22 protein-coding genes, 1 tRNA gene, 2 pseudogenes and 1 other annotated feature are annotated in these 24751 nt (G+C 51.4%); of the genes and pseudogenes, 16 read left to right on the top strand and 9 right to left on the bottom strand.

Annotated elements, in window-relative coordinates:
• The first annotated feature begins 271 nt into the window (after positions 1-271).
• Together PSTEL_RS20015 and PSTEL_RS20010 are read left to right on the top strand one after the other, a co-directional pair.
• Positions 272-1456 (top strand): GGDEF domain-containing protein, encoded by a 1185-nt coding sequence (locus PSTEL_RS20015; RefSeq protein ID WP_038698076.1) that lies wholly within the window; start codon positions 272-274, stop codon positions 1454-1456.
• Positions 1457-1672: 216 nt separating this feature from the next.
• Positions 1673-2455, top strand: a complete 783-nt coding sequence (locus PSTEL_RS20010; RefSeq protein WP_038698074.1) for a nitroreductase family protein — start codon at positions 1673-1675, stop codon at positions 2453-2455.
• A 33-nt stretch (positions 2456-2488) separates the two neighbouring features.
• Here PSTEL_RS20010 and PSTEL_RS28585 read toward each other — a convergent pair.
• Positions 2489-2608: pseudogene (locus PSTEL_RS28585) on the bottom strand (AraC family transcriptional regulator); the annotation flags it as partial.
• Here PSTEL_RS28585 and PSTEL_RS27210 point away from each other — a divergent pair.
• From PSTEL_RS27210 to PSTEL_RS28580, 7 genes are all read left to right on the top strand, one after another.
• Positions 2584-2832 (top strand): EamA family transporter, encoded by a 249-nt coding sequence (locus PSTEL_RS27210; protein ID WP_342666582.1) that lies wholly within the window; start codon positions 2584-2586, stop codon positions 2830-2832. The pseudogene PSTEL_RS28585 and the gene PSTEL_RS27210 overlap by 25 nt on opposite strands.
• A 30-nt stretch (positions 2833-2862) precedes the next feature.
• Positions 2863-3195 (top strand): chaperone CsaA, encoded by a 333-nt coding sequence (gene csaA / locus PSTEL_RS20005; protein WP_038698071.1) that lies wholly within the window; start codon positions 2863-2865, stop codon positions 3193-3195.
• Positions 3192-3512: an S-layer homology domain-containing protein gene (locus PSTEL_RS20000; protein WP_038698069.1), complete on the top strand. Its 321-nt coding sequence runs from the start codon at positions 3192-3194 to the stop codon at positions 3510-3512. Before csaA ends, PSTEL_RS20000 begins: the two co-directional genes overlap by 4 nt.
• Positions 3513-3949: 437 nt before the next feature.
• Positions 3950-5065: a GerAB/ArcD/ProY family transporter gene (locus PSTEL_RS19990; protein WP_038698065.1), complete on the top strand. Its 1116-nt coding sequence runs from the start codon at positions 3950-3952 to the stop codon at positions 5063-5065.
• The gene (locus PSTEL_RS19985) at positions 5062-6531 is read left to right on the top strand and encodes a spore germination protein (RefSeq protein ID WP_052098710.1); all 1470 of its coding nucleotides are present in this window, start codon (positions 5062-5064) and stop codon (positions 6529-6531) included. The genes PSTEL_RS19990 and PSTEL_RS19985 overlap by 4 nt, the downstream gene beginning before the upstream one ends.
• Positions 6528-7748, top strand: a complete 1221-nt coding sequence (locus tag PSTEL_RS27205) for a Ger(x)C family spore germination protein (protein WP_084065205.1) — start codon at positions 6528-6530, stop codon at positions 7746-7748. Before PSTEL_RS19985 ends, PSTEL_RS27205 begins: the two co-directional genes overlap by 4 nt.
• A 1-nt stretch (position 7749) precedes the next feature.
• Positions 7750-8004 (top strand): hypothetical protein, encoded by a 255-nt coding sequence (locus PSTEL_RS28580; protein WP_245625226.1) that lies wholly within the window; start codon positions 7750-7752, stop codon positions 8002-8004.
• Here PSTEL_RS28580 and PSTEL_RS28575 read toward each other — a convergent pair.
• Both PSTEL_RS28575 and PSTEL_RS19980 read right to left on the bottom strand, forming a co-directional pair.
• A pseudogene (locus PSTEL_RS28575) lies at positions 7902-8198 on the bottom strand (glycoside hydrolase family 16 protein); the annotation flags it as partial. The gene PSTEL_RS28580 and the pseudogene PSTEL_RS28575 sit on opposite strands and share 103 nt — an antisense overlap.
• A complete protein-coding gene (locus tag PSTEL_RS19980) occupies positions 8195-9445 on the bottom strand; it encodes a hypothetical protein (RefSeq protein ID WP_245624993.1) in 1251 nt (416 codons plus the stop codon). The pseudogene PSTEL_RS28575 and the gene PSTEL_RS19980, both read right to left, overlap by 4 nt.
• Positions 9446-9818: 373 nt before the next feature.
• Between PSTEL_RS19980 and PSTEL_RS19975 the strand changes: the two genes are divergently transcribed.
• Together PSTEL_RS19975 and PSTEL_RS19970 are read left to right on the top strand one after the other, a co-directional pair.
• A complete protein-coding gene (locus tag PSTEL_RS19975) occupies positions 9819-10334 on the top strand; it encodes a DUF2798 domain-containing protein (protein WP_038698063.1) in 516 nt (171 codons plus the stop codon).
• Between the two features lie 139 nt (positions 10335-10473).
• Entirely contained in the window at positions 10474-11508 is a 1035-nt protein-coding gene (locus PSTEL_RS19970; RefSeq protein WP_038698061.1) for an IS630 family transposase, read from the top strand.
• 72 nt (positions 11509-11580) lie between these two features.
• Here PSTEL_RS19970 and PSTEL_RS19965 read toward each other — a convergent pair whose 3' ends face one another.
• The 5 genes from PSTEL_RS19965 to PSTEL_RS19945 form a co-directional block, all read right to left on the bottom strand.
• Positions 11581-12651, bottom strand: coding sequence for a hypothetical protein (locus PSTEL_RS19965; protein ID WP_038698059.1), 1071 nt, complete (start codon positions 12649-12651; stop codon positions 11581-11583).
• A gap of 103 nt (positions 12652-12754) precedes the next feature.
• Positions 12755-14764 (bottom strand): arginine--tRNA ligase, encoded by a 2010-nt coding sequence (locus tag PSTEL_RS19960; protein WP_038698057.1) that lies wholly within the window; start codon positions 14762-14764, stop codon positions 12755-12757.
• A 48-nt stretch (positions 14765-14812) separates the two neighbouring features.
• Positions 14813-15045 (bottom strand) — a binding site (T-box leader).
• A 95-nt stretch (positions 15046-15140) separates the two neighbouring features.
• Positions 15141-15812 (bottom strand): TetR/AcrR family transcriptional regulator, encoded by a 672-nt coding sequence (locus PSTEL_RS19955; protein WP_038698055.1) that lies wholly within the window; start codon positions 15810-15812, stop codon positions 15141-15143.
• Positions 15813-15869: 57 nt separating this feature from the next.
• Positions 15870-16922 (bottom strand): ABC transporter permease, encoded by a 1053-nt coding sequence (locus tag PSTEL_RS19950; RefSeq protein ID WP_038698053.1) that lies wholly within the window; start codon positions 16920-16922, stop codon positions 15870-15872.
• Positions 16919-17647: an ABC transporter ATP-binding protein gene (locus PSTEL_RS19945; protein ID WP_038701335.1), complete on the bottom strand. Its 729-nt coding sequence runs from the start codon at positions 17645-17647 to the stop codon at positions 16919-16921. The genes PSTEL_RS19950 and PSTEL_RS19945 overlap by 4 nt, the downstream gene beginning before the upstream one ends.
• 217 nt (positions 17648-17864) lie before the next feature.
• On the opposite strand from PSTEL_RS19945, the gene PSTEL_RS19940 reads away from it, so the two are divergent.
• The 5 genes from PSTEL_RS19940 to PSTEL_RS19920 all read left to right on the top strand — a co-directional run bounded on the left by PSTEL_RS19940 (position 17865) and on the right by PSTEL_RS19920 (position 23810).
• Positions 17865-19292 (top strand): stalk domain-containing protein, encoded by a 1428-nt coding sequence (locus PSTEL_RS19940; protein WP_038698051.1) that lies wholly within the window; start codon positions 17865-17867, stop codon positions 19290-19292.
• Positions 19293-19329: 37 nt separating this feature from the next.
• Entirely contained in the window at positions 19330-20190 is an 861-nt protein-coding gene (locus PSTEL_RS19935) for a phosphate ABC transporter substrate-binding protein (RefSeq protein WP_038698049.1), read from the top strand.
• A gap of 200 nt (positions 20191-20390) precedes the next feature.
• Positions 20391-21344 carry a phosphate ABC transporter permease subunit PstC gene (gene pstC, locus PSTEL_RS19930; protein WP_084065203.1) on the top strand — a complete coding sequence of 318 codons (954 nt, stop codon included), beginning with the start codon at positions 20391-20393 and terminating at the stop codon, positions 21342-21344.
• On the top strand, positions 21345-22238 hold the full coding sequence (pstA, locus tag PSTEL_RS19925; protein WP_038698047.1) for a phosphate ABC transporter permease PstA: 894 nt from the start codon (positions 21345-21347) through the stop codon (positions 22236-22238).
• Positions 22239-22628: 390 nt separating this feature from the next.
• Positions 22629-23810: an IS110 family RNA-guided transposase gene (locus tag PSTEL_RS19920; protein ID WP_038693101.1), complete on the top strand. Its 1182-nt coding sequence runs from the start codon at positions 22629-22631 to the stop codon at positions 23808-23810.
• Positions 23811-24501: 691 nt separating this feature from the next.
• Here the strand turns inward: PSTEL_RS19920 and PSTEL_RS19915 are convergent.
• Positions 24502-24575, bottom strand: a tRNA-Arg gene (locus PSTEL_RS19915).
• Between the last annotated feature and the right edge of the window lie 176 nt (positions 24576-24751).

Raw genomic sequence — 24751 nt, 5'->3', positions numbered from 1 at the left:
TTTCGCCCTACAGATGATATGCTGAACCGTATCATAAGTAACGGCAAGTTTTTCATGCTATAACATGAAAGTCGATGGAGTGCAAGCGCTCGTTCTCGGCGGATTGAGAGCCAGGGGCATGGCGTTCAATCCATACAAGAAATGAAGATCCCCCTTTGAGTCCCTCGCCGTTTTTTACATAATTTTAACTTCCACTTCTTTCCTTGATAGTTCTCTTATCAATCTACAGGTATAATAGGAGAATGTTTCAAGAGAGTATGGAGGGACAAGTGTGGAAAGAGGACGTGGGCTAGATGTTAGTAGAGAGAGCTACGATGACTTACACATCCACGAAATACAGAAGGAATATACGAGAATCGATAACGACTGGCTTACGCTGCACTATAAAACAACCATAGGGCTGGTGCTGTTTGCCTTCATCATCGAATGTGCCATGGGCGTATTTCTGATGAACTCCGATATGCTGACCACGACCGTCCCCCGGTTTATTTTGAAGTTTATCGTGATTCCCAGCGGAATCAACTTCATATTTCTTGGGCTGAACAGGGCGGCGATGAAATCCAGGTGGCTGTCTCAGACTCAGAAAATCTATATTATTTCACTGGTCTTGGTCGTTATTTGCTTCATTCTGTTCACTACGCACAGCGCTTTTACCGCGACCTACTATATGTTTACGGTGGCCATTATGATGACGACGATCTATGCCAGCTATCGCGTGACCGGCATCACAGCGGTTCTTAGCATTGCTGCGATTGTTGTTTCGGAATTATTCATTAAATGGGATGTAGACAAAGCCAGTATTTTTTCCAGCACGCTGCGGATGGGCGATTTCTTGATATCCCTCTTCATAATGCTTTCCGTTTCCGTTGTTTGCATGGTGGTTATCCGTTTTGAGCAGAAAAAGAATACGGCAAGCATCCAGATGGAACTGGAACGGCAGCAACTGCAGCGCAGCCTGCAGATTGATGAAGCGACCGGCATTTATAACCGCAAAGCGCTGCATGACTCGCTGAAGAATATGGAGGATGAGAGGCGGGAGCATACATACATCCTTGCGATTGCTGATATCGATAATTTTAAAGGAATCAACGATACCTGGGGACATCCTCTGGGTGATCGCTGTCTGATTGAATTCGCGAGGTTGCTTAAGGAAAACAGTCGTAATGCTGTCCCTTTCCGTTATGGGGGCGATGAGTTTTGTCTGCTGTTTCGTAATGTTACCATGGATGCAGCGTTACAGATTTGTGAGCACATCCGGGTCAAAGTAAGCGAGCTGAAATTTGAGAATATGCCTCTCTTAAGTATGACGGTCAGCTTTGGATTGTCCGAATATTCCGAGCAGGTGGATACCGTACGTCTTTTTACCCACTCGGACCATGCTCTGTATAAAGCCAAGGAAGTGCGGAACGCGATACGCGTGTTTGAAAGGGAAGCTTCACTAAATGGTGATCGTTGAAAATGAAAGGGCCATCCGTTTAGGATGGCCCTTAAGACTTGACGGTACTGACATTGCGGAGAACCTTATCATAAGAACCGACCTGAAATCGAGTTTCAGCTTAGCGAAGCAAGCTGTAACAGAAGAAATGAAGTCGAGTATTGGACACCGGTTAAAAAGATTCGATAAAATGAGAACAGAACAAATTGCTAACGATATTTTGAAGGAGTGGGAGTTTTGGAATTACATGATGTCATACACGGACATAGATCTATACGGGAATATGAAGACAGGGAAGTAAGCCAGGAGCTTTTGGAGCAAATATTGGATGCCGGTATTCGTGCGTCTTCAAGCGGTAATATGCAGCCATACTCCATCATTGTAACGAGAGACAAAGAGCTGAAGAATAAGCTATATACCGCACATATGGAGCAATCGATGGTGGTCGATGCTCCTGTTCTTTTAACCTTTTGTGCTGACTTCAATAGAATGAGAAAATGGCTGATGCTCCAGGATGCACCTGTGCATTTTGACAATTTCATGAGCTTCATGATCGGAGCCGTAGATGCATGTCTGGCCGCACAGAACTGTGCGCTGGCAGCAGAGAATGCGGGACTAGGCATTTGTTACATGGGTTCAACGCTTGCCAACTGCGACCAGATTGGTGAACTGCTGAACCTGCCGCCCAATGTCGTCCCGATTGTCGGTTATTCATTGGGATACCCTGCAGAAGCTCCTGCGCTGCGTGACCGCTTGCCGAAGCATGGGCTTGTTCATTATGAGCAGTATCAGGATTATTCGGATGAAGAGATTCAAGACATCTATGCAGAAAGAAACGAAAAGGGATGGCAGCGCTATATGGATATCCCTCGGCTCAAAGAAATGACCGAACGATTGGGATTAAAGAACCTTGCCCAAATCTATACGGTTGCTAAATATACGAAAGAATCTCACCTCGAGTTCTCGCAGACCGTGCTGAATTACATAGAGAAGCAGAATTTTATGAACAATAACGATTAGCATCGAAACTGAATATATACCATTTGGTGAGTCTGTTGAGAGCAATAACTCGCTGCTCTTCTTGATGCGGTACTTAATTAAGTAGTCGTAAGGTGTCATATGAATGGTTCTCTTAAAGCTCCGGGTGCATTCCGAAACACTCAAATGCGCGACTAACCTCATACTCCCACCCCCAGTTATTTTTCATATCAATTTTTTCTAGGCGGGAGCGTCTTGCTGATTTACATTTTTCAGATTGGACCTATTTCTTTTTGCTGGCGCTAATCCCAACTATTTTTGGACAGTATATTTTTAATCTGTTGTTAAAATCCATTGGAGCGACTACTGTTTCTGTAGGTGTTATTGGAGAGCCTGTTCTGGCAATAATTCTTGCCTAAGAAAAGACAATAGATGAGGTGAATGCTTGTATGGCAACGATCGATGATTTTTTGAAACTGGATATTCGAGTTGGGACAATTATTAAAGCTGAGTTTTTCGCAAAAGCAAAAGTGCCTGCGATCAAGCTTGAGATTAATTTTGGACCAGAAATCGGAATCAAAACATCAAGTGCACAAATTACAAAGAGATATACAGCCGAAGATATTATTGGGCGGCAGGTGATCGGGGTAGTCAATTTTCCTCCGCGTCGTATAGCCGGGTTTAATTCAGAAGTATTGGTTCTTGGGGGAATACCCGACAAGGGAGATGTTGTTCTATTAAAAGCGGATACTGACCTGCCAGATGGAACACCGATTGGGTGAGTTCATACTTAGAAACCGACGACAACACGTTCCGGCCGCAGCAGGAGATCACCCGTGCCGAAGCCATGCTCATGCTGTTGCGGGCTATGGAGTTGACCCAACTGAATTCCGGGACTGCATCAAATGCGGCTGTTCTGCAGCAGTTTGCCGATCAGGAGGATATTCCAGTCTGGGCGCGCGAAGCGGCGGAAGCTAACATACAGGCCGGTCTGATTAACGGTCTGCCGGGGAACCGGCTTGCTCCGCAGCAGTCTGTTACCCGGGCGGAAGTTACGACACTAGTCCAGCGCCTGCTCAGCAAAGCGGGTTTGATTTAAGGCTCTAACTGGGGTAGATAGTGAAAGTAGAATAGGCACTGGATAGACATATAAGTTTAGTAAAAGTAAAACCGACGTTGGCAAGCAACCAACGTCGGTTTTTTTGCGCGGAGATTAGTTTTTTGAACCGACTAGGAAGTCTTTACTTTGCATAAATAATGAGCCGTTGAGGGACAATGGGATGGACATCATTTCTATGAAAGTGAGATGCATCCATATTGCTTACTGCCGTTTTTTTAATGATCACTTCTATTATGTTCGCGTTCATTTATCTGATTGATGTTATCGGATTGGAGAAGAAAGAGATCACAGTGCTCTCGATAAATGGAGCTTACTACCAAATTGCAATATTTGCCATTGGCTTGTCTTACTGCATATGGAAGGATTGGCGCCTAAATGCTGCGCGGAAGCAGAATTAATCGAATGGAGGCGGCGGTATGAAAGAGGCAAGATTCGTTGTCTCGCCCTGGCAGTTATTTGCCGTCACGGTGTTGTTCGAATTAGGAAGCGCCATTGTAATGAATGCGGGATCTTCCGCAAGGCAGGATGCCTGGATTTCGATTGCCGCAACCACTGTATTTGGAGTGGGTCTATTTGCCTTTTATCGATTGCTGCAAGCGAAGCAGCCTTCATACGACCTGTTCGAGCTTGTTCGAATATCGTTCGGGCGTTGGCTGGGAAGCTTCATCATTGCTATCTATGTTGTTTATTTTTTATATGATGCAGCGAGAGTAATGCGCGATCTTCTTGAATTGTTATCGAATGCAGTGCTTGAAGATACGCCAATTGAGGTGCTTGCGTTTACCTTCTCGATGGTCATTGCTTACATGATCTGGCTTGGGTTCGGCGTTATTATCAGAACGGCAGAATTCTTTTTCCCACTTATTATGGGTATTATCCTCGTTCTGTTCCTGTTGATTCTGATCGACCGCGATTATCAATTCCATTATTTGAAACCGGTGCTAGGGGATGGGCTTATGCCGGTTGCGTCTTCCATCTTCCCAACTCTAATCACATTTCCTTTCGGCGAATTGGTTGTATTTCTCGTATTTATGCAGTACATAGCCCCAGCCCCTCGTGTTGGTGCAGTATCCAGTACCGCTATCGGCATTTCCGGATTGATTCTGTCAGGCGCGGCAGTTCTGGAGACGGTATCTCTCGGTGTGAAAATGAAGGGACGCACGAACTTCCCTTTTCTGGTTACGGTGAGGGACGTTTCATTTGGTTACTTTTTCGAACGGATGGATATGGTCGTTGTCTTCGTTATGTTCATAACGATTCTTGTGAAGGTCTCTCTGTTTATGTTTGGCGCGCTTAAGGGCATTGAGCACTTATGCAGGATCCCTTATCGCACATCGGCATTTCCGATCGCATGTCTTGTAGCCATACTCTCGATTAATATTGCGAACACGTTTGCGGAGCATATCAGTGAAGGGCTCTCGTTCGCGTCTATCTATGTGCATATTCCGATGCAGCTGGTCATCCCCCTCATCATGTTCATTATGCTTCGTGTGAAACGCGCTGGACGCGTCAAGAAAGGTGGATCACTGTGAAGGCAGGATGGAACGAACGAAAGCAGGAGAGCCGATATACTTCCGCGCTCAGTACAGATCCTAAGGAGACGCTGCTTCAATTGCGCGAATTGTTCGGCAATCCGGTTGATTTTCAGTCTACGGCGATCCGAATCGGCACAGCGGATGGCTACATGTGCGTGCTCAAGACGATGGGTGATTCCAAGACGATGACAGATAAGCTGCTTATCCCTCTTATGGAGGAGGCAACGGCAGAAGGAAGTCCACTTCAATTCCGGCAGTTGGAGAAAATACGGCAAGATAAGTTAGGCGTTCTTCCGTTTGTCTATGCGGCAACTATTCGTGAAGCAGCCGAGCGAATGTTAGCTGGCGATGCAATCCTCATGGCTGAGGGCGTCAACCAAGTCTTATGCATCGAGGTTGGCGGCATAGCGGCCCGATCGATCGAAGAACCGAAGACCCAGCGTGTAGACCGCGGCTCTGATGATGCCTTCACGGAAGCGATGGATACAAACCTCTCATTGATACGGCGGCGACTGCGAAATCCACTCCTTCGGATCGAGTCGTTCACAGCAGGGGAAGAGACCGGAACTTCGATTAGCTTAGTCTACTTGGAGAACGCAGCTGAAGCCTCACTTGTGTCTGATTTCCGTTCACGATTAAATGCGATTAAGGCGAAGGCTATATATGATTCCGGCAATGTAGAGCAGTTGATTAAAGATAAGGGCTCCTTGTTCTTCCCGACATTGCTGGATGTGGAGAGACCGGACACGGTGGCGTCCATGTTGGTGGAAGGCAACTGCGCTGTCATTGTGGACGGTAGTCCTTTTGTTCTTGTCGGACCGGCCGTATACGGCCATTTTTTCATATCAGCCAGCGACTATTACTTCCAGCCTCTTTTTGCCCAAATGATTCGGCCGCTGCGGCATGCTGCCTTTCTGATATCTCTGTTCTTGCCCGCCTATTATCTCTGCGTGATCAACTATCATTCGCAGATGATTCCGACAACCTTGCTCTACTCCGTCAGCGGGCAAGAACAAGGCTCGCCCTTTCCAACAGGCTTTATACTTATCGCGATGACGCTCATATTTGAGGTGATTAGAGAGGCCGGCACCCGGGTGCCGAAAAACATCGGCCAAGCTGTTCCTCTCGCCGGAGCGATTATACTCGGACAAGCGGCTGTTCAAGCCGGGATCGTATCGAGTATTATACTGATCGTTGTAGCTGCAGCAGAGTTGTGCGGATTGGTCACGCCTCATTATGAATTCAGCAATACAGCTCGAATCATCCGTTTCGGATTGCTGCTGCTCAGTTCAATATTAGGTATTTACGGCGTCTTCTTAGGCACGGCTGTCATAGTCATCCATCTGGCCAGCCTGCACTCTTTCGGTGTTCCTTACCTTAAGCCTTTCGCTCCGCTTCGATTGAAGCAGCAGAAAGATTTGTTGGTTCGAATATCGGATATGAACAAGGATACATCGAAATGATCGGGAGCAATGCACGAGTAGTGATTAGGCTGCTTTTTACACTTTGTGTGTTCGGTCTGGTCTTGACGGGCTGCTGGGACATGCGTTCGGCGAACGAGTACATCATCGTAAGCAGTATGTCCGTGACGGTCGGCGATCAAGCGAATTACCATGTTTATCTGCAGATGATTAATCCACTGGAGTTCGTATCCGACCGTGCTAAAGGCAATAGTCCAACGTTCTCCGTCGACGCGGAAGGGAATACGATGGACCAAGCATTCAGCCGTATCGAGCGGAAGACGTCCCGCAAGCTGGAGCTAAGCCATATGATGCTGCTCATTATGGATGCCAAGCTGCTCGAAACCGACAAAGGCATTCTTTTCTTTGAGTTTCTCGAATCGATGAAGGACATCCGGAACGATATTCAACTCGTTGCAGCCCACCAAGTAGCTGCACCGGAGTTCACCAAGCTCTATGTCCCGGAGAGCAGGGTATCGGCTGTGAAAATCCGTATGGGACTCGATTCGGTTGAGGCGAACTGGGGAGGTTCGCCGAATACGAACTTGAAGCAATTCATTGCGGCAATTACGTCAGAGGGCCGGCAGCCAGTGATGTCGTCCATGACGATTGAGCATCCAAGTGAACGACAGCATGCTGTTGACGCCGGAAAGAATACCGATTCGCCAACCGAAATGATTAGCGACGGGACAGCCGTTATGCGCAGAGCGAAGCTGGTTGGCCATTTGAGCACAGAAGAGACACGAGATTTATTGTGGACCCAGGATCGGATCAAGAACACTTCGCTAACGGTACAATGTGGCAAAGGTCAATATGTCCAGGTGCGAGTTGGGAGGTCCAAGACGCACCTGGAAGTTGATTATGACGGCAATCGTCCCAAGATTAGAATCCGTATCAATGTCGAGGGGACCGTAAGCGAGAACCAATGTGAATGGATAATGCTAAGGAAGATATCCGGATTTGATCAAGTGCGCAAGTTGACGGAGAAGGAAATCCAAGACCATGTCGAAGCAACGATTGCCAAGGTGCAGAAGAAATACGGCGTCGATATATTCGGGTTCGGCGAGGAATTGATGCGCAGCCATTATCAAGCATTCAAGAAAGTGAGGTCGAAATGGGACGATGAGTTCGTCAGGGCGGAAGTGACCGTTAAGGTGAAGGCAGAAATACGGCGCGACGGCATGACATCCGAAAACTTCTTGCAAGATATACCTGGCTAAAGTGGTAGTCAAATATCTCTTTCTGACTAAAAACAACCAAGCGATGGCCCTGGGGCATCGCTCGCCGGATGCGGCCCAGGTCCCGTACACGGAATCCTCCGGCAGCATCCAGAGCGCCGGCCAGATGCCGTCGCCGGTGGGCAGCTTGGCGCGAATGTCTACCCGGCCGTATTTCAGGGACATAACGTTCTTGGTGTTGATTTTGCCGGAGGAATATTGGGCGTACCGGTTCGGGTCCTGCGGGAACGAACGGTGATCGTTCAACGCCCGGATGTTCAGCTGTCCATCGGTCACGAATATGTTCTGCGTGCTGTTCGTGTAATGCTGCAGCTCCGCATTGCCCCAGCCCCAGGTGTTGGGATCTTCGCTGAGGTAATAGCCCGTTTCATAATTCCATTTGCTTGTATCGAGCGCGGTGCCGTTGAATTCATCCTGCCAGATGAGATTCATGCCGGCGATGGCCGGATCGGATGGCGTTCCAATGGCGATGGCGTTCCAACGGCGATGTCGTTCTGATCGGATTCATCGGGACGCGGTGCATTAGGGTTGCCGATGAAGTTGTAGTATACATAGTTGCTGCCGACATCTCCGCCGGACTGCCCGTTTAACGGGTAGCCGATACGGATTTCCATGTTCTCCTGGATAGGCTTGAACCACAGGCCGTAGATGTAGTCGTCCCAGTATCCCCACTGGTTGGCGGCGGACATATTATTGTAGCCGTTGCCGGCATAGAGAAATCCGCTCTGGCTGGAGCTGCTGAGATCGACCCATTGCCCGTCTTTTTTGATCTGATACATGAAGTTGCCCAGTTCGCTGCCGATCGGCGCGCCCCCATCGATTTTGGGCAACGGCAAGCCGATGGCTCCGCTGTTGTCCGCCGTGTAGGTGGTGCCGTCGTAGGCAGAGATGACGAACGAATTGCGCACAGGCTCATTGAAATTGATCGTGTAAATGAGGCTGGCGGAAGTGGTCTTCGACTCCAGTTTGCCCCCTTCGGTAAATTGACCGAAATTGCTGTCATAAATCCAGCCGCTGGCCGCATTGTTGTCGACGTCGATCCACTCGCTGCTGCCCACCGGCTTGACGTACAGCTTCAAATCGTCGGCTACCGCATCATAGATAAGGCCTGAATCATTGTTGATTACCGGATACGTAAACCCGGCTCCGCCGGTGAAGCTCGCCGTAAGCTCCGGACCCTGTGTCGGCGTCATCGACGTGATGGCGGTCTTGTTAACATTCTGAAACACCAGCGTATAATCGAGCGTAACTCCGCTATTGGCTTTGGAGTACGGCTGAATTTCTGTGGTGGCCGTGAGCGTGAACCAGTAGCCATTCATGCCGCCGTCGCTCCAGTGCCCCCAGTTCTGGTTATAGACATACCCGCCTGCGCTGTCGATATCTACCCAATTGCCACCAACCTTCACATTAACACCCAAATCGCCGGAAACGTCGCTCCAACTGGCGGCGCCTCCGTTGAAGACCGGCATAACAAAACCGTAACTGGCTTGTCCCACTCCGGATTTGGTGATGACAGGCCCGTCCGCTGCCGAGAAATAAGCCATTGAGGCTATGGTCGTGCCTGCTGCTTGAACCTTGAAAGCCGGTAACAAGCCGATGCCGGACAGCATCACCAGCGCGAGGAACAAACCCCATACTTTGCGTGTGAACCCAATCTCAGCTTTGTGCACTTCTTTCATACTTGCCCTCCTTTAAAATGGTTTGACAGTCAAGATATCGCTTACATGTTGTTTCACCTTAAGTCTAACTAATGGAATTATTGGGATAAAAGACCAAGGTTTTTATGTTGATGCCAATTATTTTGGCTTTAGTGCCCTGAGGTGGAAGTATGCATTCGTACGCTCCGAAGAAAATATTCGGCTTCATAGTTTAACAGAACGATTGTGGGAGAGGTCCGGAAATGGAAGCGGAGGGAGTGGCGGCTGTTTCGCAATGCGGAGAATAGAGTGAGCACCTTTAAATTGAATGATTTGTTCACAAAATATTCACTTATGAAGAGCTTTTCGATATCGCTATAATAACAAAGTCTAAAAAAAGAAGGGGGAGACAGGGATGACAAACCATCTGCATGCGGAAACAAGACTGCCTAGAAATCGAAATGAGGGCATTCTGTTTATGCTGATCATTTCAATCATTTCGGTAAACACGATCGCGCCTGTTATAACGGGGTTGGAGCTTGGATTCAGTAAAGAGGTGTACCTCAATACCTTGAAAATAATACCGGTAATGTGGGTCATCATCGTTCTATCTGTGAACTTGATTGCAGGACCGATCGTTGCCAAGCTGACACCAAAAATCGAGGGACAGAATGACGGATTTAACGCCAGAGTATTATTGCATATTGTCCTAAACGTAACGGTGTTATCGATCATGATGTCCATTATAGGAACGTGGGTCGGAACGAGACAAATCAGCTTGAAGCCGTTTGAGAACTTCCTCCATATTTGGCCCAGAAACTTTGGTGTAGCCTTTTGGATTGAACTGCTGATTGCCCAGCCTATTGCCAGATATGTTATGAAAAAGATGCACGCCAGACAGGCAGCTCAAACTGCAAGTGTAAACTCGTAGCATGGCATGTATCGGGAGGGAGCTTGGTTCAGCGGGCGGAAGAGACAACCAATGCCTTTATATAAATTGAACTCGTAACATTAAGGACCGCCAGAATCGGGTAAAAGATAAGAAAGAACCTGAAAAGGTGGAGATTTAAATGACTACAGAACAAGAGATCGGAAAACTGACAGAAGCCATGAAGGAAACAGAAAGTACCCGGATGTATGAAAGATATTTGGCGATAAGGCTGCATCTAGAGGGCCGGACCCTCACCGAAATTGCCGATATTTTGGGCAGATCCTTTCCGGCCATCAGCGGATACTGGAAGAACTACCGTAAGAATGGACTGCAAGGTCTCGAATTGGGTGAATATCCGGGTGGTTCCAAGCGACTTTCGAATGAGCAAGAGGAACGGCTGAAGCAAGTCATCGCTGAGAAACGCCCTGTCGATGTTGGCTTTGAAGCGAAGTATACCTGGACGTTAAAACTCATTCGTGCCTGGATTCTTCGGGAGTATTGCGAAGACTACACGCTCAAAGGCGTCTCCAAAATGCTGAACCGCCTTGGCTTCAGCTACACGAAGGCCACCTATACTTTGGCAAAGGCCAATCCAGAGGAGCAAGAGCAGTTTCGCCAAGTCACGCTACCTGAGCTCAAAGACCAGTTAGATCAAGGAAAAGTGGATCACCTGCTGTTTGAAGACGAATCGGCTATTCGGGCCTATCTAGCCTTACAGTACAATTGGTTTCCGAGAGGACAACAGCGAAAAATCAAGACGTATGGCCAGCATCAGGGTGCCAAGCTGTTTGCAGCGATCGATTACGAAACCGGCCATGCCCTTCACCGGGAAGAAGAAAAACTGGATGCGAAAGCGTTCCAACGCTTCTTGACCGACATTTTACAGACGTATTCCGGCAAGGTCGTGGTTGTCCTGGATAATGCCCACATTCATCATGCCGATGAAATTCAGCCTTTTCTCAAGGAGCACGCCCGATTGCAGTTGGTCTATTTACCCAAGTACAGCCCGGAACTCAATCCCACGGAAGGTTTGTGGAAATGGCTAAAGCACGATGTCGTGAACAATGTGTTTTTCCAAAAGTTCTACGTCATTCGTTCCCATGTGGCCGCTTTTATGAAAAGCATCAACCGAACTCCTCAAGCCGTAATTGACCGTTTACTTCTTCAGGTATAAAGATTTTCAGTTCAACTTATATAAAATAAAAAGGAGCCGTGCCTGAACACGACTCCCGGTGCAATCGCCATTCTACAAGATATACGCCAGCTTGCTGTTGCGGAAATACAAATACGTATTCCCATACACCGCCAGCCCCAGCGAATCATCGGTCTCGTCGGGCTCGCCCCAGGCGAGGTATACTTCCTCAAACGTCATCCCCACAACGACCTTTTCCTCCTGAATCGCCTTCCACATCTTGTCGCTGATCTTGAATACGGTCTTCGGGTTCTTGAAATAAAAATATTGGTTGATTTCATCCTGCACATCATCGGCAGCTTCTGTCGTCATATCAAATTCCTGCCCGTTGGCCCGGCGTACCCGGATCAGCAAGGTGCTGTCCTCGGGATCGGGAACGATGTTAAGAATGGTGACCTTCTCCATGTTCTTGAACGGGCTGTCCTGAATTACCGAATTGTTCATCCAGGCCGGATATCCGTTGTAGACGGTCTTCAAGTACTGAAGATACTCAGCGGTGTAGAGAGATTCCGCGCCGTCTGCCGGATCAAGCAGCGTCCAGACAGTGCCGTCTTCTTTCTGCATGGTGAATTCGATCGTCGAGCCGCCGTCATAGCTTACACCCGTAACCCAGTTGGAGCCGGGATGACCGAAGGCGTATACCTTCTTGCCGACAACACCGCCGATCGTTCCGGGCAGCTTGCTGATGCTGTAAAGCATCTCGCTGCTCTTGGTTTTGCCTTCATCTGTCGTCCAGACGAACAGGCAGTTCGCGCTTGACGCATATTTGCCGTCCAGATTTCCGATCTTCAGCAGCGTCTTGAACGCTACATAATTGGAGTTCTGGTACAGCATCGAGTTGGTCGCGTCGAGCTTGGCGGTTCCCTTGCCGCCTGTCAGCACAATGCCGGAAGACGCATCGATCGAGATGCCCGGAATCTGCGCTGCGAGCTTGACCGGAACATAGGTTGAGCCTTTGGCTACCAGTGATTTGGCAGGCGAAATGAGCAGCTTGCCGTCCACAAAGGTTGCGAGCTCCGTGTAGACGGGCGCTTGGGCGGCGGAGGCCTTCTCCGCGCCGATTGATGTGAACGATCCGATCAGGAGCAGCAGTGCGGCGAGCAGCAGCACCATGTGTTTCTTCATGTTTGGTTCCCCCAGTGTATGTATTGCTGCCCTGCACTCCGGCACGACAGCAGTCTATATATTTCGACACCGTTTGCGGATAATCCTTCCAAATTGGCAAAAATTATAGCCGCTCCGGCGCCGGAAGTCCCAGTACCGCAAGCGAATCTCCGAGCGTCTCCTTGAATTTGGCTGTTAGCCACAGCCGGAAAGCGACGATTTCATTCGGCCCCGTGAGAATGGGACAGGAAGCATAGAACTGATGAAACAGCGAGGACAGAGTATGGCTGTATTGGCAGATGGTATTCGGCGTCAATTCCTTGCTTGCCGTATGCAGGGTGTCCGGCCATGCGCCAAGCTGTCTCAGCAGCGCCAGTTCTGGCGGTTCCAGCTTCGCCGGGAAAGAAGGAGGCGGGAGAGGGACGGCTCTGCCGTTCGCGCACTCGTCATGCCCAGCCCGGCTGCCGGTTTGGCCGTTACTGTCCTCGATCTGGCTTGAGCTTTCGGTGGAATCCGCGCTCCGGCTGACAACGTCTGGTGCGAGCAACCCGAGGCTCTCAGCTTTGCGGATCACTCTAGCTGCCCGCGCGTGGGCGTACATCAGATACACGCCCGTATTCCCGGCGAGCTCCATCGCCTGGCGCAAATCAAAAATGACCTCGGTTCCCAGATTGAACCGGAGCAGATAATAACGGATGGCGGCTGTAGCAATCATCCGCGCCGGCAGACCGTCGCGGCCGTTTCGGGTATCTTCGAGATGCCGCTCCATCCGGGAGATCAGATCGCTGACCTTGATGCCGATCCCCTGACGGCCCGACATGGCGTACGAAGCTCTGCCGTCCGACGTATCGATGCCAAGCTCTGCCGCAGAAGCGGGGCTCAGCGAGACGACACCGTAACCGGCATGATGCAGCCGGTCCGCCTGCTCGCCGTAACCCAGTGCCCGGAGCGCTTCCTTGACCATCGTCTGCGGATATTCCTGCCGGGAATCGATCACATTGATGACGGTATGGGCTTGACCGAGGGGTTTGGCCGCTCCATGCGCAGCTGTCGTGTACAGCTCACCGTCAAACGCTTCATAGGTGAAATCCTTGTCCAGCAGTCCGAATTTCCATAAATGATAGGCGATATCCTTGGCGGTGTAAGTCAAAATGCCGCTGGAACGTACCAGCACTTTATCCTGCGTGTATTCACCGTCCTGCCGGGCATCCCCAGTGTCCTGGTCTTCGGCTCCGCCAACATCTTCCGCCTGTTTCAGCACCCAGCAGCCAGCGAGCTTGCCGATCGTCTCCAGAACGAACAGGGGAGTCTGCCGCAGACGCTCAAACGCCGCATCCCAGAAGCCCTCCTTGACAATGCTGCTCTCCCACACCAGGAGATCGTACAGGATACCGAAGTCTGCCATCTCCTTCACATGGTCGCGGACGATCCTTTCTGCGGCAATCTTGCCGATCCAGGCGGTATTGCCGGTGCCTTGCTCCAGTTCATGCAGTGTCTCCGTCCGCTTGGCATTCAGCAGAGAGTCCGAGCCGTATGTCCGGTTGACCGCGGAATACAGATCCCAGCAGTAATCGCCGAAACGTCCGTAGTCGCCCTCCAAAGGCAAGTTCAGCAGCCCCACTACCGTATCCGCCAGCTGATTGCCGAGATCGTCGATGTAGTTATGAACCTCCACCGTATGACCGGTTCTTCTGAGCAGACGCGCGAGGGTGTCTCCAATGCAGGCGTTCCGCAGATGGCCAATATGAGCAGCTTTGTTCGGGTTGATAGAAGTGTGCTCGATCACAACCTTGCCTTGGCTGCCCGCAGGGGTCGCTTCATTCATCCCGGCCCAGACGCTCCAGTCGATCCGAACGTTAAGGAAGCCGGGAGCGGCGGTCTCTACCTGCCGGATCAGCCCACCTTCTGAAGCCGAAGCCATCATCACATCCCGAAGCTTGCTCGCGATGTGAAGCGGCGGCATACGCAGCGTCTTGCCGAGCTTCATGGCGATATTGCTGGAATAATCCCCGTGATCAAGGCTGGCGGGCTGCTCAATATTCACCTCCGGCAGTGCGGAAACCTCCAGTCCCATCTCCCGTACGGCGATCAATACGCTTTGTTCAATCTCTTGACCAATGATCCGGCTCAGCATGTTCGAAAGTCCCCCTTTGTCTGAATAAAAAAAGCCCCCGTCTCCAAATAAAGAGACGAGGACTTGTGTTCTCGCGGTACCACTCTGCTTGCCGGACATGCTGATTGAACGCAATCCGGCCACCTTAAGGCATAACGGGCCTGTTCCCGGGGCTTCCTACTGGACCTTTCGGAAGTCCGTCTCCCGGGTGCGCTTTGTAAAGGGAAGGCCGCCGGCTTTCACCCTTCCGGCTCGCTGCAGGCTCAGTGCCCCTTTACTACTCTCCCGATCATCGACTGTACGAAATTTGGTCTAATTATACCTGTTTCCTGCCGAAAATCAATACTGTCCCAGGGGATTGCATTTCATGATGCATTCCCTTCATGACGAGTTGATGTTATTTAGGGGAGAGGCCGTGCATGATCAGGCGGATCAGTATCTCGACTTCTTCCTCGTCATTCCAGTCTTTATCGGGTTGAAACAGCAGCCGGGTCATGATGAAGCCAAGGGCGGCTGAGGCCGAGAAGCGGATGGCGGCTGACGTCGGCACATCGGCAATCTGCCCCTTCTCCTTGAAGCGCTCAAGCTGAAGAGACACTTTTTCCACAATTGTATTCATGACATTCTCGACGAACTGCTCACGAAGACTCGGATGAAAGGGTATTTCCTGAACGAGAATTTTCAGCAGCTTGAAATTGTTCCGGGCGAAGTCGAGGCGGTTCACGATAAAAGCCCGGAGGAAGTCTTCGTACGTCTCGTAAGGCGAATTCAGCACGCTCCCGAAGTTCCGGATGATGAACGGTGCGAGCAGCTTGCCCATCGTCGGCCCGATGATGGAGATCAGGAGATCCTTCTTCGTTTTGTAATAGCGAAAAACGGTGCCCTCCGCAACGCCCGCCTTCTGGGCAATCTCGCTGGTTGCGGCCCCGGCGTACCCTTTTTCCGCGAACACTTCGACCGCCGCTTTCAGAATGGCGATCTGCTTGGGCGTCATATGCTCCTCGCCGCCGATGGCCAGCAGCTCCTGGGCCCATTGATCGTCGCTTCGGTCCGTTTTTTCTTCCGCCATGATGACAACCCTCCACTAGCACTGTTATCCGACCATTTTAACATAAAGAACACGCTGTTACATTCGGCGGTGCTTGCGAAGAGCCAGCACATTCAGCGCCATGAACAATACCGAGAAACCGGCCAGCACCAAGACGTCCACCGAGATGGCGTCCCAGCCCTTGCCGCGGATCATAATATTGATCATTGCCTCGGACCCGTAATAGAGCGGGGTCAGATATCCGATCTTCTGCAGCCAATCCGGCAGAGTATCCATCGGGAACAGGCCGGAGAGAAAGATCTGCGGTACGATGACTAGCGGGATGAATTGGATCATTTGCAGCTCGCTGCTGGCGAAAGCCGACAACAGTGTTCCGAGCGTCAGCGCCGTCATGGACAGGAGCAGTGTAATCAGCAGCACGTAGCCGAAGCTGCCCGCCATCAGGATGCCGAGCACCTGGATGGAGAACCAGGAGATGAGCAATGCTTGAACAATGGTGAATAAGCCAAAGCCGCACACGTAGCCGATGACGACCTCCCATCGCTTGAGCGGAGTGGCGAGCAGCCGTTCCAGCGTGCCGGTCGTCCGCTCCCGCAAGAGGGAGACCCCGGCGATCAGGAAGACGAAGAAAAATATGAACACGCCGATCATGATCGGCCCGAACCGGTCGATCGTCTTCATGTCCGCGGAGCCATACAGGTAGCTGATCTCTGGCTTCAGCGAGGCGGCTGTCTGCTGCTTCGAAGGGGCGCCGGAGGCCTGAAGATCGCCCGAGGTCTGCTCCAGCGCCAGCATAACGGCGCGGTTCGCCGTCGGATTGCTGCCCTCCAGCACGACTTGCGCTTTGCCCTGCTCCATGCTGATCAAGGCGTCGATCTTGCCGTCTTTCAATGCCTGCATGCCAATGTCGGCCGTATCGTAAGCCGTCGTCTTGGCGTCATGCTTCTCCAGGCTGCCGGACAGCGCGGCTGCCTGGCCCGTAAGCCCGATGGCTGGCTTATAGGCGTCTCCGCCGAAGACGAGGCTCATGAGGTTTAAGACAATGAGCGGAGCGATGAACATGAGAGCCATCGTCCGCTTGTCGTGAATGAACTGCCGGAGAATGCGAAGCGTCAGCGCGCGGACTCTCATGGACGGACACCTCCATAATACAGAAACGTTTCCTCAATAGTAGAAGAGCCGGTGCTGGCCAGGAGATTGGCCGGCGTGTCCTCAGCGAGCAGGCGGCCTTCCCGGATCATACCGAGCCGGTCGCATTTTTCAGCCTCGTCCATGACATGGGTCGTGAGCACGATCGTTGTTCCGCGGGCATTCAAGTTTTTGAGTTCCTTCCATATAGACATGCGCAGCACCGGATCGATGCCGACCGTCGGCTCATCGAGAATGAGAAGCGGCGGCTCGTGCAGCAGGGCGATGGCGAGTGACAAGCGGCGTTTCATGCCGCCGGAGTATTGATCCACTCTTTTTCGAAGATGATCCTGCAAATTGACGATCTCCATGACTTCTTGTATGCGCCGGTTGCGTTCTGCCTTCTTCAATCCGTACAGAGACGCGAAGAACTCCAGATTCTCCTTGGCGCTCAGCTCGCTGTACAGGGCATCGGACTGGGCCATGTAGCCGATTTGCGACAGCAGCGACAGCTTCGGAACCTTCACGCCCAGCACCGTGATATCGCCCTGATCCGCTTCGTCTATTCCGGTCAGCAGCTTGACAAGTGTCGTCTTGCCGGAGCCGGATGGCCCCAGCAGCCCATAGGTCTCCGCCTGGCGGACTTCAAGGCTGATGTCGTCCAGGACGATTTTGCCGCCGAACGCTTTGCGGATATGTGAGACTTGAATGACTGTGTTTGTCTCCATCATTAAAGGAAAACCTCCATAAATTACGTAATGAGTGAGTACTCACTCATTACCTTAATCGCTTGATCGCCATTTGTAAAATCTTTTTTTGGTTTTTAATATTTCCAAAACATTCCTCTGCAACAGATTTGACAGACAAGCCTGAAAATAGCATTAGCAAGTGCATCGGGGCACAAGCCCGGCGTACAAGTTACCTCATCGAAAAGGGTGGATCCATTTGAAGAAAAGTCAATGGTTAAGCGTGCTCATGACCTCCGTGCTTCTAACAACGGCAGTGAGCGCCAGTGTTCAGGCAGCATCAGGGGGGAGCAAGGCTCCGGTTCAGAATACAGCCGCTAAAACTGCCAAAGTGAAGGAAGGGCAGGCCTCTTGGACGATCAACGGAGCGCAAGCGACGCTGAAGACGATCGAAATCGGCGGGTACAAGCTCTACGCGCTTGGGCAGCTCACAACGGCACTCGGTGCAAGCCTGACCTCCGGTACGGGAAGCGTCGTGATTACGGACGCGGCAGGATTACATACGATTACTCTGAAAGCCGGCTCCAAGAGCTATACAGTTGACGGTACAGCCCGCAGCTTCACAACCGCTCCGACCGTGAGCGGCGGCAAGCTGTACGTTGAGCTTAGCGCAATCGTATACGGCCTTGGCGGCGAACTGTACGGAAGCCCGCTGGAAATTCTGAGCGCAGCTCGTCCGCAGGGCGAGTTCAGCACGCCGCAATGGGCGGCTGACGGCACGATTCTCGCGACTCTGGAAGGCGATGCGGAGCAGATGTACAAGCTGTCCGCTACGCCGGGAACCTATCGCGTTCTGGAAAGCGACGGACAAGCTTCCGGATTTGCCGTTTCGGCAGACCGCAGCCAGGGCGCTTTTACGGATGAGACGGGCCAGCTGTATGTGATTAATCTGTCGAACGGACAGATCAAGGCGCTTGGTACGGATACGAGCGTGAAGACGGACCTCGCTTGGGCAGCCGACGGCAAAACGCTCTATTTTGTCCAGGGAGACAAGCAGGAGAAGCTCGCCAAGGTATCGGTTGATACCGGTGAAATCACGACAGTTCTTGCTGACAAGGTAGAGAATAAATCCGAGCTTGGCATTTCTCCGGACGGAACGAAGGCGGTCTACATCGTCAACATTACCGGAACGGCGAAGAACGATGCGGACAGCACGGAAGATTCGCTGACGGTCGATTACAGCAAGGCGGGCGAGCAGCTGTACACGCTTGATCTGACTGCCAAGGACGCTGCGCCGGCTGCAATCACTACTTCCGATGACAACAAGCTGTATCCGGAGATCGCGAACGACGGAACGGTCACTTACCTCAGCGCCGATCCGAACGGTAACGCACTCAATACGCTCAAGTCGGTAAAAACCGACAAGACAGCAGCCAACCTCCAGCTTGATATTGAACCGAACTGGATTGAACAAGCCGGCAGCAGCCTGGTTGTATCCGGAACGGCAGCGGATGGAAGCAGCCGCATCTATTCGATAGCTGCGACGGGAGCCAAGACGGAGTTGTTCCGCACGACGGAATCGGTATCCGAGGTTGCGGTATCCGCAGACGGCAGCAAGCTGGCTGTAACAATTAATGGCAAACTGTGGGAAATCGTGAACGGTAAAGCTGTTCAGTTAACGAAATAATAATAGATTCGGCTTATAAGCCAGGAGGAGAAACATCATGAAATTTTTCAAAAAAGTTACGTTTACCGCGCTGGCGGCTGTCTTCGCCGTTACAGCATCCCTGACAGGAGCGGCTTCCGCAGCCGATTCTCTCTCGGGCAAAATCACGATTAACGGCTCGACAGCCCTGCTGCCGCTGACGCTTCAGGCAGCCAAAGAGTTCCAGAAGCTGCATCCGAAGGTTAAAATCGCCGCTTCCGGCAAAGGCTCCGTAACCGGACCGCAGGCGGTCAAGAAAGGCATCGCCGACATCGGCGCCTGCGACTGGGACGCCAGCATTGACGTTCCGGGCTTCAAAGCCTTCGACGGCCAGGTAGCGAACAAGGTGGCAGTCATTCCTTTCGCGACGATCGTGAACAAGAATGTCGGTGTTGACAATCTGACCACTGATCAGCTGAAAGGCATTTACTCCGGCAAGATCACGAACTGGAAGCAGGTCGGTGGCGCTGATGCGGACATCGTCGTCATCACCCGCGCATTCGGTTCCGGCACCCGCGTTAATTATCAGTCCAAGGCGCTGGCTGGCGGCGACATCGTGAAGAAAGACAAGAACTACAAGGAAGTCGGCTCGAGCGGCGACATGAAGACGGCTGTAGGTTCTACGCCGAACTCGATCGGTTATATCGACCTTGTATATGTAACCGGCGGTGACATCAAAGCCGTGAAGTTCAACGGCGTAGCCGCAACGAGCGACAATGTTATCAACGGTTCCTATAAGATCTGGGCTTACGGCTACTACATGACCAAGGGACAACCGACCGGCGCCACTAAAGCGTTCATCGACTATGTGCAGAGCAAGAAGTTCCAGCAGGGATCGCTGAAGAAGCTGAAATTCATTCCGATCTCCGCGATGAAGTAAGTTCAGGACGCATTCGATACAGCGTACCAAATGGCCAGCCTCCGGGTAATCGGGGCTGGCTTTTCCTAGAAATATAAGAAAGTATAAGCTGCGTACTTATCCAGGTCTTCTATTTCTCGGTAAACGCATGGCGTCTGGAGGACGCCGTTAGGCGTTTATCCTTGAATAGAGAAGAATGAATTTCGGCAAGGAGGCAAGGCATGGTTCAACAGACCATTGACCCCAATATCGAACCCAAACCGGCGGCGGGCGGTCCCCGCCCCGTGAATATATCCGCTAGACGGCATTTGCGCCACCGTCTCTCGGATTACGCCGCACGTTATTATTTTTTACTCAGCATCCTGGCGCTCTGCTTCGTACTCGTCCTAGTGACGGTGTTTATCGGCAAGACGGCCCTGCTCCTGTTCGGGCATATCTCACCGGCTCAGTTCTTCTTCTCTTTCGACTGGACGCCGGAGGACGAGAAATTCGGTGCGGCTTCCTTCATTATCAACACGCTGTCACTGACCGTGCTGACGATGCTGATCTCCGTCCCCATATCGGTCGGCATGGCGGTTCTGACAGCTGAGATCGCACCGCTCTGGCTCAAGCGCTTCATCCGTCCGGTTCTCGATCTTCTGGTCGGCATTCCTTCGATTGTATACGGCTATCTGGGACTGACCGTCCTGCTTCCGTTTCTTCGGAATCTAAGCGGCGAGGGGCTGGGAGACGGTCTGCTGGCGGCGGCGCTAGTGCTGGCGCTGATGGTTCTGCCGACCATTTCCCGGATCAGCGATGACGCCATTACCGTAGTTCCGGCCAAATACCGCGATGCCGCGTATGCGCTCGGCTCCACCCGGTTTCAGGTAATTATGCGCGTTGTGCTGCCTGCAGCCGGAAGAGGCATTCTGTCGGCGGTTATCCTGGGCATGACCCGGGCGATCGGCGAGACCATGGCGGTCGTTATGGTGATTGGCAACACGCCGCAGCTGGCCAAGACATTGTTCACTCCGTCTTCGGTTCTGACGAGCAATATCGTCATGCAGATCTCCAATGTAGAGTTTGATTCCACCTGGAACTACGCCCTGCACATGATGGCTTTCCTGCTGCTGCTTATTTCGTTCGTCCTGATTCTCGTTATCCGGTTCCTGGGACGAAAAAGGAGGGAGAGTTAGATGGGCGGTTTTGCAAGATCGAAAAAGACGGCCCGGGCGCTTCGGCGGGACAAGGCGGCCACAATCGGCTTCTATACGCTGGGCGCTCTTGTCATGCTGCTGATATTCTGGCTCCTGTTCACGATTTTGGGCAAGGGCCTGCCGGGGCTTAACATTCCGTTCCTTCTGAAACAGCCCGAGGAGATTGATCCAGGCGGCGGTATCGGGCCGGTACTGTTCAATTCTTTCTATATTCTTCTCATCTCGCTGATCATTTCCATTCCGATCGGTGTAGGGGCAGGGATTTATATGGCGGAGTATGCACCGGATAATGCTTTCACCGCCGGTCTGCGGATTTGCGTTGAAGCGCTGTCCTCGGTTCCTTCCATCGTATTCGGCCTGCTTGGTCTGGCGATCTTTGCCGAGTATTTCGGCGTTGGTCTGACCATTCTGGGCGGCGGCGTCAGCCTGGCGCTGCTCAACCTTCCGATGCTGGCCCGAGTGACGGAGGAAGCGGTCCGTGCTGTTCCGGACGAGCTTCGCGAGGCGGGCTACGCGCTCGGTCTGACGAAATTTTATGTGATCCGTAAAATCGTTCTGCCAGTAGCGCTCCCGTCGATCATCACAGGCATTTGCCTGGTTGCCGGGCGCGCGTTCGGGGAATCGGCCGTTATTATTTTGACAGCCGGTCTCAGCACCTCCGGCGAAATGTGGGACTTTAACCTTCTCTCGCCCGGCGAGACGCTGGCTGTGCATCTGTGGTATGTGCAGTCCGAAGCAATCGTGGAGGATGCGCGTCAGATCGCCGACAAATCCGCCGCGGTGCTGGTCATCGTCGTGCTGCTGATCAATCTGGCGTTCCGCGCTCCGATCTGGTGGAGCAACCGCGGAGCAGGCCGCAAATCGAGATCCTAGCAGCCGGATTATTCTCAATTAAAGGGGCAATCCCAACAGTCAAGTATATGACGTTGAGGATCGCCCCTTCTTCTATTTCACGAGCAAAAGGAAACCACTCTTTGGTAAAATGGAGGTATCATTCCAACCATATACCAGATGAGATGGTTTTCGTATTATCAGGTTAGCCAGTAATTACTGGTTGGCCTTTTTTTATGGTCGTTTTACGATGAGGAAGCCGGGAGAACGTGGTGGTTTTAGGGGCAATGACCCCGTCACAAAAACTGTTCTCCCACGACCTCCAATGACCATGTTTGAGCTGGTAGAGGCTATTGACCTCGCATCACAAGCGAAGCTATGGGTTTGGAACCATCGTGGGATAGCCGGTAAATCTTTTATTTGGAGGTTGTTATGGAACCAGTTATAGGTGTGGATGTGGCAAAAGGGTTTAGTGTGCTTCAAGCCTTTACGAGACGAAACGAACCTTATGGAAGGGCAGAAAGCCTGTCGCATGAGGAGCACGGGCTTGAACGGTTGGGGGAGCTCCTCGCGGAGTTGCAGGAGACAACAAAATGTACTCCGGTAGTGGTTTTGGAAGCGACAGGGCACTACCACCGGGTACTGGTAGCGTATCTGGAGCGTGGCGGCTGGAGGTACTTTATCGTGAATCCGTTGCAGTCGAAACGGGCCAAAGGAACGCAACTGCGCAAGGTTAAAACAGATGCTGCAGATGCATGGCATTTAGCAGATATGTATTACCGCGGAGACGTTACACCACATCGTATATGGGACGAAGCGTTTACAGAGTTGCAGCATGTGACCCGGCAACATGAGTTTGTGACGGGGATGTTTGTGCAGGCGAAGTTAAACACCAGAGCTTTATTAGATCAGGTTTTCCCGGGGTACGAGAAGGTCTTTCGGGATCTGTTTTCGGTTACGTCTCTAAAGGTGCTGGCGCGTTGTCTGGAGGGAGAACCGGGAGATCTTCATCAGATCATCGAGAACAGTGGCGCAGGGAAGTCGCGGTCGAAACGCTGGGTTCAAGAAAAAGCCGAACGGCTCCAGGAAGTGCTGACGCATTGGAAAAAGCAGAGGAGAAGTTCTTCTCAAAGCGTTGCTTTGCACGGTATGGTTAGCTTATTGCTTCAGTTTTCGGAGCAGCTAAGTACATTGGAGAAGCAAATGGAGAAGATGGCATCCAGTCTCCACGAAGTAGAACTAATGAAGAGTATACCTGGCGTAGGAGATAAGCTTGCAGCAGCCCTTGTCGCTGAAATAGGGGACGTAGGACAGTTTCAAAACCCGAAACAACTCGTTGCTTTTGCAGGCTTAGACCCTGGCATATTCAGCTCAGGGAAGTTTAAGGCGACAAGCTCGAAGATCACGAAACGTGGTTCCAAGAGACTGCGACGTGCTTTATATTTAGCGGTACAGTGTGGGATACGCGGGAGCATCAACCGTAAGCTTCGAGATTATTACGATAGAAAAAGAAAAGAGGGCAAGGCTTACAAGGTGGTCGTGATCGCTTGCGCCAACAAGCTTCTTCATCACATATTCGCCATCCTTAGTAAGAACCAGCCCTATAACCCTTAAATCCATATTTCCCCAAATATCCTTTACTCATGAAGGTTATTTGTCATGCTCATAAAATAGTATACCAACAAACCATTTGCAGACCAAGAGCAAAAAGCTTGACAAGTATTAGCTGGTTTTTGTACATTAACGCAGAGATTTGGTCTCGCATTGATCAATGTACTTTATTAATTCGAGGTGATATTGTTGCTGGTACATAACAGCAGCATCTTGGCGGCGGATTAATGATTATTGATGAGTCTGCAGCCGAACGCTTGGTTATGTTATACTTATCATAGCGGTGATACAAGTGAAAAGTAAAAAGTATCCTCGTCCGAGTCTTGATACTGTGGTCAGCCGCTATGCAGATGGCCATTATGTAGAACAGTCGCTTCCGGGTGCAAGCCCTAAGCGCGATAAGATGGTACCCGAAGCAGTTGCAAAGTTGAAGGCAAATCGTCCTGTTAAGGCCCGCACTTAATGCGGGCTTTATTTTTTTGAAGATGTTGTGCTGACTGCGAAGTGAGCGTAACGAAGTGGATGCTTGAGCGAACCCCTGGGGGTTCTCATCCCTCCGGACGTCCCAAAGCGGGGTACAGCCCTGCGGGCTGACTGCGAAGTAACGCTACCGAAGCGGATGCTCCGACGAACCCCTTGAGGGGTTCTTATCCCTCCGGACGCAAAAAAAGCCTTCCCGAAGGAAGGCTTTGGACGTCCCAAGAGGGATTCGAACCCCCGACCGTGCGCTTAGAAGGCGCATGCTCTATCCAGCTGAGCTATTGGGACACAACCACTTAAAAGCAAGCAGAAATTATATTAGCATATAAGGAGAGATAATTCAACTTGTTTTTTCACTCTTGAGGCAGGGTATGCTATAATCATCAACTGAGACATTTGGAGAAGCGGAAGGAGGTGCCCTTATTCGAAATTCCAGTTCCCCCGCCAAAGAGAATATTGTGCTG

Origin of the sequence: Paenibacillus stellifer, from assembly GCF_000758685.1 — a bacterium.
Classification (GTDB): Bacteria; Bacillota; Bacilli; order Paenibacillales; family Paenibacillaceae; genus Paenibacillus_AQ; species Paenibacillus_AQ stellifer.
This window is presented reverse-complemented; position numbering and strand designations above follow the sequence as displayed.

What these genes read in the sequence shown, in the direction of transcription:
- PSTEL_RS19955 (WP_038698055.1), bottom strand. Translation starts at nt 15,812, where the DNA reads ATGGCGGAAGAAAAAACGGACCGAAGCGACGATCAATGGGCCCAGGAG.
- PSTEL_RS19965 (WP_038698059.1), bottom strand. Translation starts at nt 12,651, where the DNA reads ATGAAGAAACACATGGTGCTGCTGCTCGCCGCACTGCTGCTCCTGATC.
- PSTEL_RS19970 (WP_038698061.1), top strand. Translation starts at nt 10,474, where the DNA reads ATGACTACAGAACAAGAGATCGGAAAACTGACAGAAGCCATGAAGGAA.
- PSTEL_RS19975 (WP_038698063.1), top strand. Translation starts at nt 9,819, where the DNA reads ATGACAAACCATCTGCATGCGGAAACAAGACTGCCTAGAAATCGAAAT.
- PSTEL_RS19920 (WP_038693101.1), top strand. Translation starts at nt 22,629, where the DNA reads ATGGAACCAGTTATAGGTGTGGATGTGGCAAAAGGGTTTAGTGTGCTT.
- pstA (WP_038698047.1), top strand. Translation starts at nt 21,345, where the DNA reads ATGGGCGGTTTTGCAAGATCGAAAAAGACGGCCCGGGCGCTTCGGCGG.
- PSTEL_RS19980 (WP_245624993.1), bottom strand. Translation starts at nt 9,445, where the DNA reads ATGAAAGAAGTGCACAAAGCTGAGATTGGGTTCACACGCAAAGTATGG.
- PSTEL_RS19990 (WP_038698065.1), top strand. Translation starts at nt 3,950, where the DNA reads ATGAAAGAGGCAAGATTCGTTGTCTCGCCCTGGCAGTTATTTGCCGTC.
- PSTEL_RS19960 (WP_038698057.1), bottom strand. Translation starts at nt 14,764, where the DNA reads ATGCTGAGCCGGATCATTGGTCAAGAGATTGAACAAAGCGTATTGATC.
- PSTEL_RS19950 (WP_038698053.1), bottom strand. Translation starts at nt 16,922, where the DNA reads ATGAGAGTCCGCGCGCTGACGCTTCGCATTCTCCGGCAGTTCATTCAC.
- PSTEL_RS19945 (WP_038701335.1), bottom strand. Translation starts at nt 17,647, where the DNA reads ATGGAGACAAACACAGTCATTCAAGTCTCACATATCCGCAAAGCGTTC.
- pstC (WP_084065203.1), top strand. Translation starts at nt 20,391, where the DNA reads ATGGTTCAACAGACCATTGACCCCAATATCGAACCCAAACCGGCGGCG.
- PSTEL_RS19935 (WP_038698049.1), top strand. Translation starts at nt 19,330, where the DNA reads ATGAAATTTTTCAAAAAAGTTACGTTTACCGCGCTGGCGGCTGTCTTC.
- csaA (WP_038698071.1), top strand. Translation starts at nt 2,863, where the DNA reads ATGGCAACGATCGATGATTTTTTGAAACTGGATATTCGAGTTGGGACA.
- PSTEL_RS27205 (WP_084065205.1), top strand. Translation starts at nt 6,528, where the DNA reads ATGATCGGGAGCAATGCACGAGTAGTGATTAGGCTGCTTTTTACACTT.